We start from the raw sequence: 20,107 nt of genomic DNA on the forward strand, positions 1-20,107 counted from the left end.
AGCTGCTCCTCGTTACTTAAGTGCAGGGAAAATTACAGGACCGGCCCCTGCTTCAAACCCAGAACGTCCTGCATATCGTAAAATCCGGGGCTTTGTACCGCCAACCAGTGCGCCGCCCGCAGTGCGCCCTCGGCAAAATTCAGACGGCTGGCGGCACGATGGGTCAATTCCAGTCGCTCGCCCGCGCCCGCCAGCCATACCGTATGTTCACCCACCACGTCAGCAGCACGCAAAGTGGCAAAGCCAATACTGCCTTCCTGGCGTGGCCCCCGGATGGTATTACGATCAAGGCACTCCACGTCCTTGAGATCGACACCGCGTCCCTTGGCAACGGCGCGCCCCAAAGCCAGCGCGGTTCCGGATGGCGCGTCCACCTTGTGACGATGGTGGGCCTCGACAATTTCCACATCGTAACTTTCCCCCAGCGCCTTGGTGATAGCCGGAAGATAAGCCAGCAACACATTGATGCCAACACTCATATTGGGGGCCAACAGCAGGGGAATATCCCGGCTGGCGGTTTTCAGCACATTTTGCTGTTCGGAAGAAAACCCCGTCGTACCAATGACGATGGGCGTGTTCGTTCTCTGACAAGCCAGCACATGGTCCAGCGCGGCGGCTACCGGACCGAATTCAACGACCACATCCACGGCCTTGTCCTGCGCCAACACCGCACGCAAATCTGCCGTGACCGGCACGCCCAGTGGCATAACCCCAGCAAGACGGCCGGCGTCTTGCGTCAGATATTCGGCACCTGCACGACCAATGGCTGCGCTCAGCTGCAGGTCATCGCGCCCCTCCAAAGCCTGGATCAGCGCCCGGCCCATACGTCCCGAGACTGCGGTTATAGCGACGCGGGTTGGCTGGTTCATCAGAGCCCCATCCGGTCCAGAAAGTCTTTGGCCTTGTTCCACCAGCTTTCCTGCTGGGGATGCTGACTCTGATCTGCGGCAGTGCTGGCAAATTCTTCCAGCAGTTCTTTTTGTCGGGCCGACAGATGCACGGGCACTTCCACCTGCAGGCGACAATGCAAGTCACCATGCAGCTTGCTGCGCACCCCCTTGATACCCTTACCGCGCAGGCGGAACACCATGCCGGACTGGGTTCCCGGCGCAATCTGGATTTTGGCCCGACCCGTCAAAGTGGGCACTTCCAGTTCGCCCCCCATGGCCATGGTCGTGAAAGTCACCGGAACAGCACAATGCAGATCATCTCCATCGCGCTCGAACAAGCTGTGCGGCTGGACCCGCACCTGAATGTACAGATCACCCGCCGCTGCGCCGCGTTCCCCAGCTTCCCCTTCACCATTCAGACGGATGCGGTCGCCCGTATCTACTCCGGCCGGCACTTTGACTTCGAGATCACGGGTTTTGCGGACCCTGCCGTGCCCCTGACAATTGCTGCAGGGATCCTTGATAGTTTTGCCGCTGCCATTACATTGCGGACAGGGACGTGTCACCGAGAAAAAACCCTGAACCATCCGCACCTGACCGCGCCCCGCACAGGTACTGCAATCTTCTACCTTACTGCCCGGTTTTGCCCCGGTACCATGACAAACCTCACAAGGTGCGGAACTGGGAATCTGAATAGTGACCTGCTTACCCAGTGCCGCTTCTTCCAGCGTCAGATCCAGCTCATAACGCAAATCCGAGCCGCGCCCGGAATCCTGGCCACGCACACCGCCACCAAAAGCCTGTTCAAAAAGATCCCCGAAAATATCGCCAAAGCCAGCACTGCCGCCTCCAAAACCTCCGAAGCCGCCACCAAAACCACCGCCGGGACCAGAACCACCCTGCACCCCGGCGTGCCCGAAGCGGTCATAAGCCTGACGCTTGGAAGCGTCGGACAATACCTCATAGGCTTCGTTGATTTCCTTGAAGCGGTCTTCCGCACTGGGATCATCGGGATTGCGGTCCGGATGATAGCGCATCGCCAGACGACGGTAGGATTTTTTGATTTCCCCATCGTCGGCGCTGCGGGTAATTTCCAAAATTTCGTAATAATCGCGTGTAGCCATTTTTTATCCTGAAACAGGCAAGGGGACAGGATACCAGATCCTGCCCCCTTATCACCAAAGTCTGAATTACTTTTTATCGACTTCTTCAAACTCCGCGTCGACCACATCATCCGCCTTGGCTTGCCCTTCACCCTGAGCAGTTGCGCCGGGCTCCGCCTGACTGCCTGCCGCACTTTGCAGCAGCGTGGACATGGCCGCCATCAAGGTCGCCACGGCGCTCTTGATAGCTTCCGGGTCTTCACCCTTGGCAGCATTTTCCGTCGCCGTAATGGCTTCAGTGACCTTAGCCTTGTCCGCTTCCGGTGCCGATGCCTGTTCAGTCAGCGCCTTGCGTGCGCCGTGAATGCTGGCATCCGCTTCGTTACGGGCTTCAATCAATGCCCGCGCCTTCTTGTCATCGGCTGCGTGCGCTTCAGCTTCGGCGACCATCCGCTTGATTTCTTCCTCGGAAAGGCCGGAACCTGCGGTGATCTTGATAGACTGCTCCTTGCCGGTCTGGTTGTCCTTGGCCGACACATGGAGGATACCGTTGGCATCAATATCAAAAGTCACTTCAATCTGCGGCATACCCCGTGGCGCCGGAGCAATATCGGCAAGATCAAAACGGGCCAGGGATTTGTTATCCCGGGCCAGTTCACGCTCACCCTGCAAAACATGCACGGTCACTGCCGACTGGTTGTCTTCTGCCGTAGAAAACACCTGGGACTTGCGGGTCGGGATGGTCGTGTTTTTTTCGATCAGCTTGGTCATTACGCCGCCCAGGGTTTCGATGCCCAGAGACAGGGGGGTGACGTCCATGAGCAGCACGTCCTTTTTGTCGCCAGACAGCACTGCACCCTGAATGGCCGCACCAATGGCCACCGCCTCATCAGGATTCACGTCCTTGCGCGGATCCTGACCAAAAAAGTCTTTGACCTTTTCCTGAACCTTGGGCATCCGGCTCTGACCACCCACCAGAATCACATCAGTCACCTGACTGGTGGACAGGTTGGCGTCCTTCATGGCAACCCGGCAGGGGGCCATACTGCGGTCAATAATGTCTTCCACCAGAGATTCCAGCTTGGCCCGGGTCAACTTCATGTTCAGATGCTTGGGACCACTCTGGTCGGCGGTGATGAAAGGCAGGTTGACATCAGTCTGCTGCGCCGAAGAAAGCTCGATTTTGGCTTTTTCCGCCGCTTCCTTCAGACGCTGCATGGCCAGACGGTCACTGCGCAGGTCGATACCGGCTTCGGCTTTGAAAGAATCCGCCAGATAATTGATGATACGATTGTCGAAGTCACCACCACCCAGGAAAGTATCCCCATTGGTAGACAGCACTTCAAACTGGTGTTCACCGTCCATTTCGGCAATTTCGATGATGGATACGTCAAACGTCCCACCGCCAAGATCGTACACCGCAATTTTGCTGTCGCCGGGCTTTTTGTCTTCACCAAAAGCCAGGGCCGCTGCGGTAGGCTCATTGATGATACGCTTCACTTCCAGACCGGCAATTCGACCCGCATCCTTGGTAGCCTGACGTTGGGCATCGTTGAAGTAGGCAGGGACGGTAATGACAGCCTCACTGACCGTTTCACCGAGATAATCTTCCGCCGTCTTTTTCATTTTCTGCAAAATGAAGGCCGATACCTGTTGCGCGGAATATTTTTTATCGCGCACTTCCACCCAGGCATCGCCGTTCTCAGCCTTCACCACCTTATAGGGAACGTGCTTCAGATCTTTCTGAACTTCGGCATCGTCGTATTTACGACCAATCAGACGCTTCACTTCATAAATAGTGTTTTCGGGATTGGTGACTGCCTGACGTTTTGCCGCTTCGCCAACCAACACCTCGCCCTCTTCAGTGATCGCGACAATGGAAGGCGTCGTCCGCTTGCCCTCACTGTTTTCAATGACCTTGACCTTGTCGCCTTCCATGACGGCGACGCAAGAATTGGTGGTGCCCAAATCGATGCCAATTACCTTAGCCATTATATGTTCTCCTGAATTAAAAAATTTGTGTTTATATCAACAATGATTACGCAGTTTTGGGTGCCTTGGACACCGAAACCATGGCGGGACGCAGCAGACGGTCATGCATGAGATAACCTTTCTGATGCACCGCAAGAATCCGGTTTGCATCTCCTTCCGATTCCACCATGGCAATCGCCTGATGCAGATGCGGATCAAAACGCCCTTCGCCCATTTCTATGGGGGCGATACCCGCTTTTCCCAAGGCCTGAGCAAACAGAGTCAGCGTATTTTCAATACCCTGGCGAAACTGCGTGAGCGCTTCATCGCCTTCCAGGGGCGTCGCCAGGGCCAGTTCGAGACTGTCGATAACCGGCAGCAATTCCCGGGCAAAGCGGTCTACGGCATAATTACGAGCATCTTCAATCTGCTTTTCCGAGCGCTTGCGCTGGTTTTCGGCATCGGCCAAGGCCCGCAGATAATCATTGCGATAGGCTTCCGCCTTTTCCTCCCAATTGACTTCTTCCGCCTCGGATGCGGCTGGTGTATCGGTGTCTTCTGGCGACGCTACGGGTTTTTCTTCTTCACTCATGCGCAATTCACTCCTGATCGTTTGGATGTCCTCCATATGGGGAGGACCCGGCGGCATTTCAAGCCAAGCCACTCAAGATTGTGACAAGGCCCGCCCCAGTAAATGGGCGGTGCCATCCACCAGGGGAATAATCTGTTGATAGGGCATACGCATGGGTCCAATCACGCCGAGCACGCCCAGCACCTCGCCATCCACCACGTACGGCGCTGAAACGACACTGCAATCGCTCAAGGGCGCAAAGCCCGATTCCTCACCAATGAAGAGGCGCACTTCACTGCCGCGCATGCTGCCATCCAGAAGATGGACCAGGTCACGCTTCTGCCGCACCGCATTGAGTAACTCGCGCAGACGTTCACTACCGGCCAGTTCCGGCAGGTCCAGCAATTGAAACTCCCCTTCAATAAGCATGCGCTGCTGATCTTCTTCCAGCATTTCCTCACCCAGCTCCATGGCACTGCGCAATATGCGGTCCATTTCGTGACGGGATTGCTGCAGATCGCGCTGCAAATGCTGGATGACTTCCTGCAAGGGGCGACCACCATAACTTTCATTGAAGAAATTGGCCGCCTGATTGAGTTCAGCGGCACTGAGGGCGTGTTCGGTGCGAATCAGGCGGTTTTCGACATCGCCCTTATCGGTCACAAAAATGGCCAGCACTTCCTTTTCGCGCAGTGCCAGAAAATCCACATGGCGCAACGTTCGATTGGCACGTCGGGGCACACGGACAAACCCCGCCATGTGGGTCAATTCCGAAAGCACCTCCGTGGCCGCATGGAGCACCTGCTCGGTATCCGGAATGTAGTGCCCCAACCGATGAATCAGCAGTTGATGGGACTCAGGGGACAGCGGCACCACCCGCAGCAGCGCATCCACAAAAAAGCGGTAACCAACATGGGTAGGAATGCGTCCGGCAGAAGTATGGGGGGAAATCAGATAACCTTCATCTTCAAGATCCGCCATGACATTACGGACCGTAGCAGGACTGATATTGAGACCGGCGCCCTTGGCCAACTGGCGACTGCCGACCGGTACACCATTGGCTATATGCTGCTCGATGAGGGATTTGAGCAGGTGCCGCGCACGTTCATCCATAGCCATCAGATTTGTCCCCAACAGACGAGATTATCCTGTGCTGTTGCCAGGCCGCATGAATATCCGGAGAACAAGAAATTGTGGACGATGCACATATGATTGGAATGGGGTCCTTGGCACTCAACCATCAGGAGTGCTAATAACTTAGCAAAATAATGATGGTTGAGCAAAGAACCAACCGGCCTCTCCTGAAGATTCAGGGCAGACCGCAGGGAGGCACAGAAAATTACTTGATTTTGTCTTCCCGGTAAGCCACGTGCTTACGGACTTTGGGATCGTACTTTTTCATTTCCAGCTTGTCCGGTGTGGTCTTCTTGTTTTTGGTCGTGGTGTAGAAATGACCGGTACCGGCCGTGGAAACCAATTTGATTTTGTCGCGCATCAGTTAAATCCTCAGATTTTTTCGCCGGCAGCACGCAGTTCAGCCAGAACCGCATCAATACCTTTTTTGTCGATGGTACGAATACCCTTGGTGCTCACCCGCATACGCACCCAACGATTTTCACTTTCTACCCAGAAACGATGATACTGGAGATTGGGCAGAAAACGCCGACGGGTCTTGTTGTGGGCGTGCGAAACATTGTTTCCGGCCATAGGCTTTTTGCCGGTCACCTTGCAAACTCTGGACATCAGATAAATCTCCCTGAAAAATGGCGCCCTTTATACCATGGATCAGCAGTGACTGCCAGCATCAAAAATCGTTCAACAGCATTGCCTGACAAGCGCTTCCCCTGTAATTTATGGCTACTATGACTAAACGCATCCTGATTACCAGCGCCCTGCCCTACGCCAATGGTCCGATTCACCTTGGCCATCTGGTTGAATACACCCAAACCGACATCTGGGCCCGCTATCAGCGCCTGCGGGGTCATGATTGCGTTTACGTCTGCGCCGATGATGCCCATGGCACGCCCATCATGCTGCGCGCCCAGAGTGAAGGCATCACTCCGGAAGCCTTGATAGCACGCATGCATGAAGAGCATCTGCGCGATTTTACCGGCTTTGGCATCGGTTTTGATTTGTACCATAGCACCCACTCACCGGAAAACTTCGAGGTATCGCAGGAGATTTATCGGGCTTTGCGCAGTGCCGATTTCATCAACATCCGCGAAATCGAACAGGCTTATGATGCCGTTGCTGGCATCTTTCTACCGGATCGTTTTATACGCGGGACCTGCCCCCGTTGCCAGGCACCCGATCAATATGGAGACAGCTGCGAGGTCTGTGGCGCTACATACAGCCCCACCGACCTGATCAATCCGGTGTCTGCCGTATCGGGTGCAGTACCCGAACGTCGCCAATCCGAGCATTACTTTTTCCAGTTGGGGGATTTTACCGGGTTCCTCAAACAATGGATTCACAGCGGCACCCTCCAGGAAGAAGTCGCCCACAAGCTGGATGAGTGGTTCAGTATTGGGCTGGCCGACTGGGACATCAGCCGCGATGCACCTTACTTCGGCATCCCCATTCCCGATGCGCCGGGCAAGTTTTTTTATGTCTGGCTGGATGCCCTGCCCGGTTACATGGCAGCCACCCGCCACTGGTGTGCCAGTCATGGTCGTGATTTCAGTGATTACTGGGGACCCGACGCCAGCGCCGAAATTTATCATTTCATTGGCAAGGATATTATTTATTTTCATGGCCTGTTCTGGCCGGCGATGCTCAAGGGCTCCGGACATCGTCTGCCTACCGGTATTTTTGCTCACGGACACCTGACCGTAAACGGTGCCAAAATGAGCAAGTCCCGGGGGACTTCCATCACTGCCGGACAATATCTGCAACATCTCAATCCCGAATTTTTACGCTATTACATTGCCACCCGACTCAACAGTCATGTCGAAGACATTGACCTCAACCTTGAAGATTTCCTGCTGAAAGGCAACGGGGATCTGGTTGGCAAGGTCGTCAATCTGGCCTCGCGGGCGGCAGGATTCATTCATCGCTTTTTTGCCGGGCAACTGGCCCCATCACTGGGATCCGATCAGGCATTTTACGATAGTCTGCTGGACAGCCAGGAAGCGATTGGCGAGGCTTATGAAAGTCGCGAATATGGCAAAGCCATGCGCGACATTATGGCGCTTGCCGACCAGATTAATGCCTACGTAGACCAGAATGCCCCCTGGGCGATGGCCAAAAATCCTGAACAGCGCGAAGCATTACATCGCGTTGTCACTGTGACTCTGAATGGCTTCCGCATTCTGGTGACTTTACTCAGCCCGGTCATTCCCGAACTGGCGCGCAAATCGCTGGCATTTTTACAAACGGAGCTCAGCTGGCCGGGACTCAGCCAACCCCTGTTGAAGCACAACATTCAGCCCTACACCCATTTATTGCAACGTATGGATAAATCCCAGGTGGACGCCTTGATTCAATCCCCCACAGAAACACCCGGTACCCAAGGTACAGCAACGAAGCCCGAACATGACGGCAAAGCGGCAGCAAAAACAGCAGCAGCTGCGCCCGGCACGGAAAGCAGCACCATGAGTATTGAGGATTTCAGCAAGATCGATTTGCGCATTGCCCGGATTGTTGCGGCGGAAGCGGTGGAAGGTGCGGAAAAGTTACTGCATCTAACCCTGGATATTGGCGAAGAAAAAACCCGTTCGGTGTTTGCGGGTATCAAGAGTGCCTATGATCCGGCCAGCCTGGTGGGACGTCTGACGGTCATGGTGGCCAATCTCGCGCCGCGTAAAATGCGTTTTGGCCTGTCTGAGGGCATGGTCATGGCCGCCAGTGGTCCGGCGGGGGGGCCTTTCCTCCTGTCTCCAGATGCCGGCGCCGAACCCGGCATGCGGGTGAAGTAGGGCTGCGACCCTACTCCGCGACACCCTGAGCGGCGGCCAGAAGCACCCGCTCTTCGTAGGTTTCCCGAGCCAGACGGACATCTTCCAGAAACCAGGGTAACTCTTTCAGCAGCAAGGCCTGAGGACCATCTACCAGCGCAGTTGCCGGATCCGGATGAAAATCCACCAGAACCATGTTGGCCCCCGCCACAACCCCCTCTGCGGTAGCATGAAAAACGTCAGGAATTCCGTCCGGCCCGGCATCACGACTGCCCACGGAGTGAGAGGGATCAATGCAGACCGGCATCCGGGTAAGACGCTTCACGGTGGGCACCTGGGCAAAATCCACAAAATTGCGATGGGGATCACCAAGGTTGGTTTTCATGCCACGCAAGCCAAACACCACCTTGGTATTCCCCTCTGAGGCCAGATATTCTGCTGCGTTGAGGGACTCTTCCAACGTGATGCCGAAACCACGCTTGAGCAGCACCGGAAACTCGGTCTGCCTTCCCACGGCCTTGAGGAGTTCAAAATTCTGGGTATTACGGGTGCCAATCTGGAGCATCACTCCGGTTGGATGTCCGGTTTTTTCCAAAACCTCACGGATCTCATCCATGTGTGACTCGTGGAGAATTTCCATGGCAATCACCCGCATTCCATATTTGCCAGCCAGCTCAAATACATAGGGTAAACAGGCCTGGCCATGTCCTTGAAAGGCATAAGGGCTGGTGCGTGGCTTGTAGGCCCCCATACGGGTGCAGACCTGACCGTTTTCCTGGAGTGCTTTCATCATCTGCTCAACGTGCTCGGGCGTATCGACCGCGCAGAGACCCGCAAATACATTGAGGTTATCCTGCCCAAAATGGACGCCGTTGTAGTCAAAACCCTGGCTGCGATGATCGCCGGAATGCCGCCCAAGCATCCGATACTCCTTGGAAACCCGAATAGCCTGCTTCACGCCGGGCAAGGCTTCCATGTCTTCCACCCGCAACGATTTGGTATTGCCAATCAGATAAATTTCGCTGAGCAACTGCTCGACGCCCTGTTCCTGATGAATCCGGTACTGGATATCAGACATGGCCTTGAGACGGGTCAGCAACTGTTGAAAAATGGGCGACTGCTCCGCCAGATCTGCTTCTAAAATCAGGATCATGTTCTAAGTCCTCTTGCGCTGTCTGAATGCTGATGGATTAGCCGGACCAAAGGATAACATGATCCGGCGATGATCCTCCAGAACAGTCCCTTCTCGGCCTGCCTGAGTGGGGCTTTTAGAGCATGTCCTGCGGCCGCACCTGCGCGTCGAAGTCTTCTCCCGAGAGGAAACCCAACTGAATCACCGCATCCCGGAGTGTACAGTGATTGCGGTGGGCGTGCTGGGCCACGGCCGCCGCGCGCTCATAACCCATCACGGGGGTCAGGGAAGTCACCAGCATCAAGGATTTTTCCATGTTTTCCTGCAAGCGTTCATTAACCGGCTCCAGCCCCTGCAGACAATGCTCGGCAAAAGACCGGGCCGCATCCCCCAGCAGCTCGATGGACTGCAGGATATTGAAGGCAATCAGCGGCTTGTAAACATTCAGCTCAAAATTTCCCTGGGATGCGGCGAAGGCAATGGCCGCGTCATTTCCATAAACCTGCACGCAAACCATGGTCAACGCCTCAGCCTGGGTGGGGTTCACCTTGCCGGGCATAATGGAAGACCCCGGTTCATTTTCAGGAAGCTGCAGTTCGCCCAGACCCGCCCGGGGGCCGGATGCCATCCAGCGAATATCGTTGGCTATTTTCAGCAAGGACATGGCAACCAGGCGCAGACTGCTGCTCAGTTGCTGGAGGGCTTCATGGCCCGCCAGCGCCGCGAAAAAATTGGCTGCCGGATGAAAAGGCAAGCCCAGTTCAGCATGCATGTGCGCACAAGCCTGTCTGGCGAAATCTGGATGACAGTTGAGACCCGTGCCCACCGCCGTAGCCCCCAAAGCCAGTCCGTACAGTCCGGGCAAAGCCTGCTCAATGGCCTGAATCCCCATCTGCAACTGCGCCTGGTACCCGGAAAATTCCTGACCCAGGGTCAGCGGAACAGCATCCATCAGATGCGTGCGTCCGACCTTGATCAGTGCCGCAAATTGCTGGCTTTTAGCCGCCAGCAGGCTTTCCAGATGGATCAGCGCGGGCAGCAGATTTTGCTGCGCCGCCAATGCGGCGGCAATATGCATGGCCGCCGGAAAAGTATCATTGGAAGACTGACCAAGATTCACATGATCGTTGGGATGCACGGGGTTTTTCGTGCCCCGGACCTGACCAGCCAGTTCGTTGGCGCGATTGGCAATCACTTCATTGACATTCATATTGCTCTGGGTGCCGCTACCCGTCTGCCAGACCCGCAGCGGAAACTGTTCATCCCAGCGTCCATCGATGATTTCGCTGGCGGCAAGCTGAATATAATCGGCAATATCCTTACCCAAAAGGCCCAATTCGTGGTTGATCTGAGCAGCAGCACGCTTGATTCTGGCCAGGGCATAAATGACCGCCATGGGCATCCGTTCGCTGCCGATGGCAAAGTAATTCAGGGAGCGTTGGGTTTGCGCCCCCCACAGTGCGGTATCTTCCACCTCCACCAGACCCATGCTGTCTTTTTCCTGACGCATGCTCAACGGACTCCGGCCAGGGATTCCGCCTCATCCACCATACTGGCAAGATAATCCAGGGCTTTTGACCACAAATCCGGATCTTCCAGATTGACACCCGTTTCTGCCACCACCTCGGCAGGCGTTTTGCTGCCCCCAAGTTTCAACATGGCGACATATCCCGGCACAAAACCCTGGGGATTTTCCCGATAACGCTGAATTAAAGCCAAAGTCAGCAATTCACCAAAAGCATAAGCGTACACATAGCCGGGAGAGCCGATAAAATGCGGGATATAACTCCACCACCAGCGGTATCCGGGACTGAACTGGATACTGTCGGCAAACTGCTCGGTCTGGGTTTGCATCCACAGCTCTGCGAGCCTTTCCTTGCTGAGTTCGCCCTCGCTGCGACGGGCATTGTGCATCACCACCTCAAAGCGATGCATGGCCATCTGTCGGAATACCGTGGCAAAGGTGTCCTCAATTTTGCCGCAGAGCAAGGTCAGACGTTGCTGCGGGTCCTGCTCCTCGCGCATCAGCCGTTCAAAAGTCAGCATTTCTCCGAACACCGAGGCTGTTTCCGCTGTAGTCAGCGGCGTATCGGCATTCAGATAGCCCTGCTCACGCGCCAGATACTGATGGATGCCGTGCCCGAGTTCGTGGGCCACGGTCATCACGTCGCGCACCGTACCGGTATAATTGACCATCAGGTAAGGATGTACGTCAGGAGTCACCGGATGAGCAAAAGCCCCACCCCGTTTACCGGGTGCCAGAGCCGCATCAATCCAGTGTTCGTCAAAAAAACGTTGACCGATGGCACCCAGCTCCGGCGAAAAATCATGGACCGCCGCCAGCACAATACGCTGACATTCCGCCCAGTCGTAACACCGCGCTGCACTGGAGATGGGCGCATAGCGGTCATAGTCCATCAGCGGCGCTACCCTCAGCAGTTTGGCCTTGAGTCGATAATAGCGGGCCACCAGAGCGTAGCGGGACACCACGGCCGCCTCCAGGGCCTCGACCATGCTGTCGGAAATTTCGTTACTCAGATTGCGCTCACTGAGCCAATGGGGATAAGAACGCAGTCGGTCGTCCAGGGCCTTATCGGCCAGAATGGCATTAAAACAGGTGGTCAAAGTGTGCAGGCGGCTTTCCAGTCCCGTACTCAGGGATTCTGCCGCATCATGACGCAATGTCCGGTCAGGATTGGACAGCAGGGTCAGCACTTCCTGCTCGGTCATGGCCTTACCGCGCAGATTGAAACGCATCTCTGTCAGCGTTTCGTCAAAAAGGCGCTCCCAGAGTGCCCGACCAGTTACCCGCTTTTCCGAAAGAATCTGTTCTTCGCTCTCACTGCGCAAGTGACTGCGATATTGCCGCCAGTTGCGAAGCAGATGCGCCCAGTGGGCGAGAGCGGGATCCTGAAGTAACTGTTCAGCACGATTCTCATCGACTGCATTCCAGGCAATATCAAAAAATATCAACTGATTGCTGACTTGAGTCGCGGCTTCTTCATAAGCCTGCAACGCCGCCCCATACGCGGGCTGGTCGGCATGGGTGACATAACTCAGATAACGAAAAGTCCCTACCCGACCCAACCGTTGACGAATGGCCTCCAGACTTTGCATGGCTGTGGCCAGGGCAGCCGCATCCAGATCGCCCAAACCCGGTCGATACTGCCGGGCAAAATCTTCTGCTGCGCTGCTGGCCCAAAGCATATCGGCTTCCAGGCGCGGATCATCCGAACCCGCATAAAGGTCCTGTAAACGCCAGTGAATACTTTCAGCGCCGGTTGTTGTCGATTGCACTGCTTTTACCATGAATTTTCTCCCAAATGCCCCTCAGGGCCGTATCAAGCCGGATCTGGCAACGCCAGTCCGCGCCGCACACAAGCCAGCAGGGTACCCATATCCGGAGGCCTTCCCGCCCTTTGTGCCTGCCACATCATCTCGCCCATACAGTCAACAAAAAGATGTTCGGCATCATGTTCACCCCGTTTTTCGCAGGCGGTCGCGTAAAGATGGACGATACCCTGTGGCTGATTCATTGCCAACATTTCTGCCAGCCCCACATGAAGAGACATATGCAGAAAGGGATTGCTTTGCCCCTGTTCAGGGGAAAAGTCCTGGTACAATCCTCGTTCGGCATCTTCCAGCAAGGGCTGATACTCGGGGTGATCCAGAATAGCGGCCACAATCCTGGTCTGCACGCCTTCGAGGGGCCGCCCCTCGCGAAAAGCTTGCCAACTGTCCAGAAATACCTGCCGATATGTTTCTCGTTTACTGCCATAAAGCATAATAATTAGCCTGCAAAAGCCTCGTTGACGATGATAGGGCACATTGACATGGGTAGGAAAGGGACGCTTTTTGTGGTAAATAAGGCAAGTCTTAACAAAGCTTGCTTTGTTCTATTAAAAGCACTTATCACAGCATTATTTCAGCGGGAGATTAGCGCAACATGGCCAACGCGAATACAGTACCAGCAGCAGTAGTAAGTCTCAACGAACGCCAGTGGGAAGGGCTCGGAAAAGTCGGCGAAGCCGCCCTGCAGGTGCAAAACATGCTGCAGATGCTGCGCGACGTCCTGAATGAGCTCCCTCAGGCCATCGACACAGACAAATTGATGGAAACCATGCAGCCCTACATGGAAAAACTGCAGGGCATTTCCGAATCCCTGCAATCTTTCGTCAAGGGCAACTCCGATGAAGAACCGCTGGATCGCCTGCGTGCGCTCATCAATGACGCCCAGCAGGCCGAACTGGACAAAACCCTCAAGGAAGTCCTGCAACTTCTCGGCAATCTGCAACGCTCCGGATTTTTCAGCTCCATGGCCGCCCTCAGCGCCGAGTTGAAGTGCCCCATCATCGGTGAAAATCCCGAAGAAATGATCCAGAAAATCCATAGCAGTACGGCCACCATCCAGTACTGGCTAGAAAGCGCCAAGCAGGGTGTAAGCGTTGTTGGCAACATGGTTGGTCAACTGGACCTGCCGGATCGTCTTGATGAAATCCAGGAAATGGCCGACCAGTGGATTCAGATGGCCAAGCGTGCTCAGCGCCTGATTCAGGGTGATGCTCCCGATCTGCAGACCCGTCTGAGCGGCATGCTCGACATGGCGGAAATTTTGGGCGGGCAGATGAATATTGCCATTGGCACCCTGCGCGACACCATGCCTGAAGTTCTGGAAAGCGCCAATATGGGCAATGCGCTGGCCAGCATCGGTTCGGGCGGCAACCGCTGGATGCAGGTGGCCATGCGCGTCAAGCATCTAACCCAGGGTGACGGCTCCGTGGACATGGTCAGTCGGGTTGAAGGTCTGCTGGATCAGGTAGAACATCTGGCCGGTTATGCGGCCAGTGCCGGATTTTTTGTGCAGGCGGGTAAAGATGGCCTTGGTGCCGTTAAAGGCATCATCTCCGACCTCGATCTTCCGGACAAACTGGATGATATTGCCGAAGAGGCCGAAAAATGGCTGAAAATTGCCATGCGCGCCAAAGATCTAGCCCAGGGTGATGCAGACAGCCTTGCCGATCGCGTAGGCTCACTGCTCAAAGTGGCCGAAACAGTAGGGGGTTCCCTGCAGGCTGCCGCCAAGGCCCTGGAGGCCAAGGGCATCCGTCTGGAAGAAATCCTGACCCCGCGCGGCGATCTGAATATTGCCTTCGGTACCGGTGCAGATTTTGTTGCCGAACTGTGGCATGACGGCACCATCCAGCACATTGGCAGCACCATCAGTCAGGGTGCCCTGATCTGGATGGAAATTGCCCAGATTGGTGCCAAAGCACTCAAGGGGGATGCAGAAAGCATCAACCATCGGATTAAGGGGATTGTTCAGGGCCTCCATGATGCCCATCTGATCGACATGTTACCTGAAGTATTTGCCTTGGTCGGCAACCTGCAGAAGGCCGGTCTGGTTGGCAAAATCAACATGGTCATGAGCAAGGTTGTGCCCATGATCCCCTCTGATGAAGTGTTTGCAGGAGGCGTTGACAAGGCTGTCAAGGCGCTGGAACTGACCAAAACCGAAATGCAGAATGAAGCCAACAAGGGTGGCGGTATTTTTGGCCTGATGAAAATCGTCTTCGCTAAGGACACCCAGTACCTGCTCAAATTCTTCATTCGTTTTGCGACGATTTTCATGAAGTCACTGAAAGCCAGCTAAGTATTTCATCATTCTGGCTTCATGAAAGCCCCGGTCTGTTGTCAGATCGGGGCTTTTTAATGATTATGGATGGATGCGCTGATCGTGACCCTCCTTGATGAAAGCCACCACATCGTCCAGCACCGGGGCCATCCAGCGTAATGGCTTGGCAAAAGCGCCAATCAAGGTTTCGTGGTTTACACCGCGATACATTTTCAACTCGACACTGACCCCCGCCTTTTTCAGCATGGCCGCCAATACTTCAGTATTCACTTTCGGATTCACCAGATTGTCATGCACTGCAGCCCCTAAAAAAGTTCGGGGAATATCCGCATTATTGGCAAAATCAATCGGCATACTATTGGGGGGATAATCCGGGTAGAAAAATATGGGACGGACCGGTTTATAAGTAATTGGATAAAAATTGTAGGGTCCCGCCAATCCTATCCAGCCACTAAAAATATCCGGCTTGAGTCCCACTGCCTGCAGCCAGCGCGGATCCATCACCAACATGGCGGCATTATAGGCCCCTGCACTATGGCCCATGATATAAAAATCCCGGATATTGCCACCGAAAGCGGCGATGTGCTGATAAGTCCAGGCTACAGCACGTGCATTATCCTTTAAAAAAGCAGGATAACGTACCTGTGGATAAATGCAATAATTGGGTATGACCACCACCAAACCACGGGCTGCCAGGGCTTCCCCTACAAACTTGTATTCTTGCCGGTTGCCGCTATCCCAGGCACCGCCGTAAATAAACAGCACCACGGGATAGCCTCCCGCCGGTTCAGGATAACCATCCCTGGCAACGGGTTCATATACATCCAGATGTCCGCGTGCCTGATGCTGATAACGAATACCCTGAGTGACCTTATAGGTATTTGTCGGGGTAAGACGATTGATAATTTGTAGCGGAGAACAGGCGGAAAGAACGCCCGTCATCCCGGCAATGAATAATTTGCTCATTCTCACAGCTAAGGACATGATTGGTCATCCACAGAAAATACCGACAATTTAAAAGTAAACCCAGTCTTCAGGACCTGAATGAATAACCAATCTCTCGTGTGTTAACCCAACGGACCATTGGCCGTAACAATTTGTGGTTCCATGGCTGCCAGTTGCGCCAAAAGATAGTTCTGCGCCGGTTTGGCAATATCACGCTGATCCATCGCCTTGATCATATCCTGTGCCAGATAATTGAATGCTGCTGTGGTAACGTGCAAGCCTTTGTGTGCTGCAGTCATCGTCGGGCCAGTGTAGGTACAGGGTCCGCCCACCACTTCGCAAACCTGTTGCGTCAGATTATATTTCAGGGCCTTGATGTTGGTATGAGCAAAATAATAATTAATATGGGGATCTGCCGCCACATAACCAACAAACGTATTAATGAGCGCTTTAACTCCGGACTTGCCACCAAAAGCATCAATATGATTTTGAATCGGCATTTTGATATCTGCCCGCTGCACCGATGCAGCACTCGGAGCGGCCTGAGCCAAAGGCGCCACGAGGCTCACCGCCAATCCTGCCATCAACACTGCAACTCCTGATCTAAAATATTTCATTAAATTCTCCTTAACACCGTTTTCAGATTCAACAGGGAGGCAACAGCCTCAACATAGATGAATACGTATTTTTTGTGCAGACGGATGCAGCAGGATTTTTTGCATCCAGGTCAGTATATTCCACGTAATCATCGCCGTGACATAAATATGACTATCTGGCCTGAAAAAACCACCAGAATAGGGAGCATTGGTGAAAAAGATAATTTTGAGTTTTGTATTTATATGGTTTTTTATCGGCAGCCTGGCACATTTTATCTTTACAGGCAGCGAAGCAAAAATAATTCCGGACTATATCCCCTGGCATATAGCCGATGTTTATGTGAGCGGTTTTCTTGAAATGCTCGGCGCCTTGGGGTTGCTATCAAAAAAGACCAGGCCCTATGCCGGGTTTGGTCTTTTTTGTTTAACCATTGCCGTGACACCGGCCAATGTTTATATGGCAATGCATACATCAATATACCCAGATATAGCTCCCTGGATACTCAATGCCCGGCTCGTTTTTCAACTCATTTTTTTGTGGATGATCAGTTGGTCCAGCGAAATAAGATGGCGTCTTCACTAGCAGGGTGCGCAGGGAGCCATCCTGAAATATCCTTAACCGTGCTGCTGCCACCACTCCCGCGCTTTTTCAGCCGCCGTTTTTGCCGCAGCGGGATCAGTCAGCCATGCCTTGGCAAGGTCAATCAACTGATTATTATCCTGCGCCCAAACAGCTCCACCTGCGGCCAGCAATCCTTGACGTAACGCATTATCCGGCATTTTTGGACCCAGAATCAGCGGGCAGCCATCGGCAATGGGTTTGGCAAGGTCCACAGCTCCACCCATCAGCGTACCTCCGGGCACACAAAAATCGGCGCAGGGATAAAAGGCATCGCGAACATCGACTGTTTCTACGAAATACACCCGCGTCTTCAGTGGTACATAACTGGTAAACAGGCGGCTGTGGCGAATAGTCTGGAGATGATACTTGATCGCGTCGCGGTATACTGGTTCATAACGCTCTTCACGATCTGGGGCAAGAATCATGATGCCCATTTTCACCCGCATCAGGGACAGAAAAATTCCGTAGGCTTCGGCGTCCTCGCCTTCGTGCAAGTTGGGAAAATACACCACGCAGCGTCCCCGATCCCGATATTCCTTAAAGCGTTCGCACCATTCCATACTACGCACTCCTTACCTGCAGATTTATGTATTGGAGGATCATAGGCGACCTGAAGCCATCATTCAAAAAGTGTTTTGTGATATGTTAGCAACAAGTCACTCACTGAAGAACCTGAAACCTCTATGTTGCAAGTCCTGTTCGTGCTCTCCGAAATGGTTCCCTACTCCAAAACTGGCGGCCTGGCAGACGTCGGAGGCGCTTTGCCACTGGCTTTGCAGCAACTGGGCGTTGATGTACGGATACTGGTCCCCTGGTATGGCCGTCCGGATCTGCATGAAATGCACTGGTTCTGTTCGGTGAATACGCCTTATAGCCAGGAAGCTGCCGAACTCTGGATAACGCCGAACCGGCCCGGTATTTTTTTTCTGCGTTATCCCGACTATTACGAGCGGGATGGTGGACCCTATCAAAATGCGCAGGGTCAGGATTGGCCGGACAATCCGCGCCGCTTCGCTTTGCTGAATCGAGTAGCCGTTGAAATGGCTCAGGGTCGCGTATCCGGCCTCGACTGGCAGCCCGATCTGGTCCATGTGAATGACTGGCAGACCGGCCTCGTCCCTTATTTGCTGAATCTTGAAACCCGAATAGGAAGCCCGCGACCGGCCACACTGTTCACCATTCACAACCTCGCCTATCAGGGCCGCTTTGATCCCGCCATCATGGCAGAATTACATCTTCCTGCCGAAGATTTTCATTGGCAGGGAACCGAACTTTACGGGGCTTTTTCCTTCATCAAGGCCGGCTTGATCTACAGCGACCAGATCAGCACAGTCAGTCCTACCTACGCCCGGGAAATCCAGAAAGAGGCCTTTGGCATGGGACTGCAAGGTCTCCTGCAGCAGCGCTCCGCGCAACTCACCGGCATTCTTAACGGAATAGATGAAGTCCACTGGAACCCCCGGGCTGATCCTTATCTTCCGGCGCACTACAATGCCCGCAGCCTGGTTGGAAAAAGTCAGTGCAAAGCCCAGCTGCAGCAGAGTCTCGGGCTTGAAGCCCAGCCCGATGTTTTTCTGCTGGGCATGATCAGTCGGCTGGTAGAGCAAAAAGGCGTCGATATGGTTCTGGATATTTTGCCCGATCTCCTCCAGCGTGGGATGCAGGTGACTATTCTGGGCAGTGGCGAGAAATACTTTGAAGCGCGGCTCCAGGAACTGGCGGCAGTTCATCCGGGTCGTCTCGCCGTGCGCATCGCCTTTGACGAAGGGCTGTCACACCGGATTGAAGCGGGTGTGGATGCTTTTCTCATGCCCTCGCGCTTTGAGCCCTGCGGCCTCAACCAAATGTACAGCTTACGTTATGGGACGCTGCCCATCGTCCATCATACCGGCGGATTGGCCGACACCGTCGTCGATGCCGGCGACTTTGCCCGGGATGAAGAACGTAACGGCTTCGTATTCAGCTTTGCCCATAGTGATGATCTTCACCATGCCGTCCTCAGGGCTGCAGCGCTGCATCGGGAAAAAGCCGCATGGCGACATCTCCAGAAACAGGCCATGGCCGCGAACCACAGTTGGGAACACGCTGCACTGTCCTACCTGGAGCTTTATCGCCAGATTCTGGAGCGCCGCAAATCTGCGCAGTAAATTCTGGCCTATTCATTTTGAGAATAATCAAGGGGTCATTGGAGATCATTATCCCCACAAAAAAGCTTTTGCGTTGCACCGTAGCCATAAACCGCTACAATGCTCTGATGACTTTTTTCCCACATGCATGAGGAGTCGCACGATGTCAGGTCATTTTCCCTTTTCCGGTAAAGCCAACCGCGTTTCTGTTTTTGCCTTTTTTGAAGCCCACAACTGGAGTATTGAAGCCCAGGAAAAATACTTTGAAGAATGGTACAAATGGGCCAAGGATTACGTCATGAACGACGCCGATCTCAACGCCGCCAAGGGTGTGCTTTTCGCAAGTGATCATTTCGGCACCCACGCCGATCATGACTTCCACCTGCATGGTTATGCCATTGCCACGCGCATGCTGGATCTGGGCGAACTCATCAAAGGCAGCATTTTGCCCAAGTTGGACCATGATATGCTGCATGCTCTGGAACACGATCATGAAGAATGGATTGCCTCAGCCAATGCCGTAGCGGCCAACCATCCCCGTGCCGAAGCGCCCGAAATCGGTCGTTATCGTCACGTCTGAGCCCAATAATCGGGGGCCGGATCACCGGTTCAGCCCCCGATTT

The 20,107-nt window shown here is 54.2% G+C and carries 19 protein-coding genes; 5 read left to right on the plus strand and 14 right to left on the minus strand.

Going from position 1 to position 20,107, the window contains the following annotated elements; genetic code table 11:
* Positions 1-32 precede the first annotated feature (32 nt).
* The 7 genes from dapB to rpmB form a co-directional block, all read right to left on the minus strand.
* Complete coding sequence (gene dapB / locus GCD22_RS15475) at positions 33-869, minus strand: 4-hydroxy-tetrahydrodipicolinate reductase (protein WP_031571285.1); 837 nt, start codon at positions 867-869, stop codon at positions 33-35.
* Positions 869-2,014 carry a molecular chaperone DnaJ gene (gene dnaJ, locus GCD22_RS15480; protein ID WP_031571283.1) on the minus strand — a complete coding sequence of 382 codons (1,146 nt, stop codon included), beginning with the start codon at positions 2,012-2,014 and terminating at the stop codon, positions 869-871. Before dnaJ ends, dapB begins: the two co-directional genes overlap by 1 nt.
* 66 nt (positions 2,015-2,080) lie before the next feature.
* Entirely contained in the window at positions 2,081-3,985 is a 1,905-nt protein-coding gene (gene dnaK / locus GCD22_RS15485; RefSeq protein WP_031571281.1) for a molecular chaperone DnaK, read from the minus strand.
* 46 nt (positions 3,986-4,031) lie between these two features.
* A complete protein-coding gene (locus GCD22_RS15490; RefSeq protein ID WP_031571279.1) occupies positions 4,032-4,556 on the minus strand; it encodes a nucleotide exchange factor GrpE in 525 nt (174 codons plus the stop codon).
* A 72-nt stretch (positions 4,557-4,628) separates the two neighbouring features.
* Positions 4,629-5,654 carry a heat-inducible transcriptional repressor HrcA gene (gene hrcA / locus GCD22_RS15495; protein WP_024892957.1) on the minus strand — a complete coding sequence of 342 codons (1,026 nt, stop codon included), beginning with the start codon at positions 5,652-5,654 and terminating at the stop codon, positions 4,629-4,631.
* A gap of 220 nt (positions 5,655-5,874) precedes the next feature.
* Positions 5,875-6,030, minus strand: a complete 156-nt coding sequence (rpmG, locus tag GCD22_RS15500) for a 50S ribosomal protein L33 (RefSeq protein ID WP_010637078.1) — start codon at positions 6,028-6,030, stop codon at positions 5,875-5,877.
* Positions 6,031-6,041: 11 nt separating this feature from the next.
* Complete coding sequence (gene rpmB / locus GCD22_RS15505) at positions 6,042-6,278, minus strand: 50S ribosomal protein L28 (protein ID WP_024892956.1); 237 nt, start codon at positions 6,276-6,278, stop codon at positions 6,042-6,044.
* A 119-nt stretch (positions 6,279-6,397) separates the two neighbouring features.
* Here rpmB and metG point away from each other — a divergent pair, with 119 nt between their 5' ends.
* Complete coding sequence (gene metG / locus GCD22_RS15510; protein WP_031571277.1) at positions 6,398-8,452, plus strand: methionine--tRNA ligase; 2,055 nt, start codon at positions 6,398-6,400, stop codon at positions 8,450-8,452.
* Between the two features lie 10 nt (positions 8,453-8,462).
* Here the strand turns inward: metG and GCD22_RS15515 are convergent, their stop codons facing one another.
* The 4 genes from GCD22_RS15515 to GCD22_RS15530 all read right to left on the minus strand — a co-directional run bounded on the left by GCD22_RS15515 (position 8,463) and on the right by GCD22_RS15530 (position 13,348).
* A complete protein-coding gene (locus tag GCD22_RS15515) occupies positions 8,463-9,584 on the minus strand; it encodes a 3-deoxy-7-phosphoheptulonate synthase (protein ID WP_024892954.1) in 1,122 nt (373 codons plus the stop codon).
* Positions 9,585-9,699: 115 nt separating this feature from the next.
* Positions 9,700-11,073 (minus strand): class II fumarate hydratase, encoded by a 1,374-nt coding sequence (fumC, locus tag GCD22_RS15520; RefSeq protein WP_031571266.1) that lies wholly within the window; start codon positions 11,071-11,073, stop codon positions 9,700-9,702.
* Between the two features lie 2 nt (positions 11,074-11,075).
* The gene (locus GCD22_RS15525) at positions 11,076-12,872 is read right to left on the minus strand and encodes a M3 family oligoendopeptidase (protein WP_024892952.1); all 1,797 of its coding nucleotides are present in this window, start codon (positions 12,870-12,872) and stop codon (positions 11,076-11,078) included.
* Between the two features lie 32 nt (positions 12,873-12,904).
* Entirely contained in the window at positions 12,905-13,348 is a 444-nt protein-coding gene (locus tag GCD22_RS15530) for a DUF1841 family protein (RefSeq protein ID WP_031571264.1), read from the minus strand.
* A gap of 161 nt (positions 13,349-13,509) precedes the next feature.
* Between GCD22_RS15530 and GCD22_RS15535 the strand changes: the two genes are divergently transcribed.
* Entirely contained in the window at positions 13,510-15,213 is a 1,704-nt protein-coding gene (locus GCD22_RS15535; RefSeq protein WP_010637066.1) for a hypothetical protein, read from the plus strand.
* Positions 15,214-15,276: 63 nt separating this feature from the next.
* Here the strand turns inward: GCD22_RS15535 and GCD22_RS15540 are convergent, their stop codons facing one another.
* Both GCD22_RS15540 and GCD22_RS15545 read right to left on the minus strand, forming a co-directional pair.
* A complete protein-coding gene (locus GCD22_RS15540; RefSeq protein ID WP_081577595.1) occupies positions 15,277-16,179 on the minus strand; it encodes an alpha/beta hydrolase in 903 nt (300 codons plus the stop codon).
* Positions 16,180-16,262: 83 nt separating this feature from the next.
* Positions 16,263-16,757 (minus strand): group I truncated hemoglobin, encoded by a 495-nt coding sequence (locus GCD22_RS15545; protein ID WP_029315963.1) that lies wholly within the window; start codon positions 16,755-16,757, stop codon positions 16,263-16,265.
* A gap of 190 nt (positions 16,758-16,947) precedes the next feature.
* Between GCD22_RS15545 and GCD22_RS15550 the strand changes: the two genes are divergently transcribed.
* Complete coding sequence (locus GCD22_RS15550; protein WP_051690531.1) at positions 16,948-17,319, plus strand: DoxX family protein; 372 nt, start codon at positions 16,948-16,950, stop codon at positions 17,317-17,319.
* Between the two features lie 32 nt (positions 17,320-17,351).
* On the opposite strand, the gene GCD22_RS15555 is transcribed toward GCD22_RS15550, so the two are convergent.
* Entirely contained in the window at positions 17,352-17,918 is a 567-nt protein-coding gene (locus GCD22_RS15555; protein ID WP_031571260.1) for a hypothetical protein, read from the minus strand.
* A gap of 123 nt (positions 17,919-18,041) precedes the next feature.
* Between GCD22_RS15555 and glgA the strand changes: the two genes are divergently transcribed.
* Positions 18,042-19,505, plus strand: a complete 1,464-nt coding sequence (gene glgA / locus GCD22_RS15560; protein WP_153940861.1) for a glycogen synthase GlgA — start codon at positions 18,042-18,044, stop codon at positions 19,503-19,505.
* 142 nt (positions 19,506-19,647) lie between these two features.
* The gene (locus tag GCD22_RS15565) at positions 19,648-20,064 is read left to right on the plus strand and encodes a hypothetical protein (RefSeq protein ID WP_031571255.1); all 417 of its coding nucleotides are present in this window, start codon (positions 19,648-19,650) and stop codon (positions 20,062-20,064) included.
* Positions 20,065-20,107 lie beyond the last annotated feature (43 nt).

Origin of the sequence: Acidithiobacillus thiooxidans ATCC 19377, assembly GCF_009662475.1 — a bacterium.
GTDB lineage: Bacteria > Pseudomonadota > Gammaproteobacteria > Acidithiobacillales > Acidithiobacillaceae > Acidithiobacillus > Acidithiobacillus thiooxidans.

Excerpts from the sequence above, each read along its gene's own strand:
- dapB (WP_031571285.1), bottom strand. The coding sequence starts at position 869 with ATGAACCAGCCAACCCGCGTCGCTATAACCGCAGTCTCGGGACGTATG.
- dnaJ (WP_031571283.1), bottom strand. The coding sequence starts at position 2,014 with ATGGCTACACGCGATTATTACGAAATTTTGGAAATTACCCGCAGCGCC.
- dnaK (WP_031571281.1), bottom strand. The coding sequence starts at position 3,985 with ATGGCTAAGGTAATTGGCATCGATTTGGGCACCACCAATTCTTGCGTC.
- GCD22_RS15490 (WP_031571279.1), bottom strand. The coding sequence starts at position 4,556 with ATGAGTGAAGAAGAAAAACCCGTAGCGTCGCCAGAAGACACCGATACA.
- hrcA (WP_024892957.1), bottom strand. The coding sequence starts at position 5,654 with ATGGCTATGGATGAACGTGCGCGGCACCTGCTCAAATCCCTCATCGAG.
- rpmG (WP_010637078.1), bottom strand. The coding sequence starts at position 6,030 with ATGCGCGACAAAATCAAATTGGTTTCCACGGCCGGTACCGGTCATTTC.
- rpmB (WP_024892956.1), bottom strand. The coding sequence starts at position 6,278 with ATGTCCAGAGTTTGCAAGGTGACCGGCAAAAAGCCTATGGCCGGAAAC.
- metG (WP_031571277.1), top strand. The coding sequence starts at position 6,398 with ATGACTAAACGCATCCTGATTACCAGCGCCCTGCCCTACGCCAATGGT.
- GCD22_RS15515 (WP_024892954.1), bottom strand. The coding sequence starts at position 9,584 with ATGATCCTGATTTTAGAAGCAGATCTGGCGGAGCAGTCGCCCATTTTT.
- fumC (WP_031571266.1), bottom strand. The coding sequence starts at position 11,073 with ATGCGTCAGGAAAAAGACAGCATGGGTCTGGTGGAGGTGGAAGATACC.
- GCD22_RS15525 (WP_024892952.1), bottom strand. The coding sequence starts at position 12,872 with ATGGTAAAAGCAGTGCAATCGACAACAACCGGCGCTGAAAGTATTCAC.
- GCD22_RS15530 (WP_031571264.1), bottom strand. The coding sequence starts at position 13,348 with ATGCTTTATGGCAGTAAACGAGAAACATATCGGCAGGTATTTCTGGAC.
- GCD22_RS15535 (WP_010637066.1), top strand. The coding sequence starts at position 13,510 with ATGGCCAACGCGAATACAGTACCAGCAGCAGTAGTAAGTCTCAACGAA.
- GCD22_RS15540 (WP_081577595.1), bottom strand. The coding sequence starts at position 16,179 with ATGTCCTTAGCTGTGAGAATGAGCAAATTATTCATTGCCGGGATGACG.
- GCD22_RS15545 (WP_029315963.1), bottom strand. The coding sequence starts at position 16,757 with ATGAAATATTTTAGATCAGGAGTTGCAGTGTTGATGGCAGGATTGGCG.
- GCD22_RS15555 (WP_031571260.1), bottom strand. The coding sequence starts at position 17,918 with ATGGAATGGTGCGAACGCTTTAAGGAATATCGGGATCGGGGACGCTGC.
- glgA (WP_153940861.1), top strand. The coding sequence starts at position 18,042 with ATGTTGCAAGTCCTGTTCGTGCTCTCCGAAATGGTTCCCTACTCCAAA.
- GCD22_RS15565 (WP_031571255.1), top strand. The coding sequence starts at position 19,648 with ATGTCAGGTCATTTTCCCTTTTCCGGTAAAGCCAACCGCGTTTCTGTT.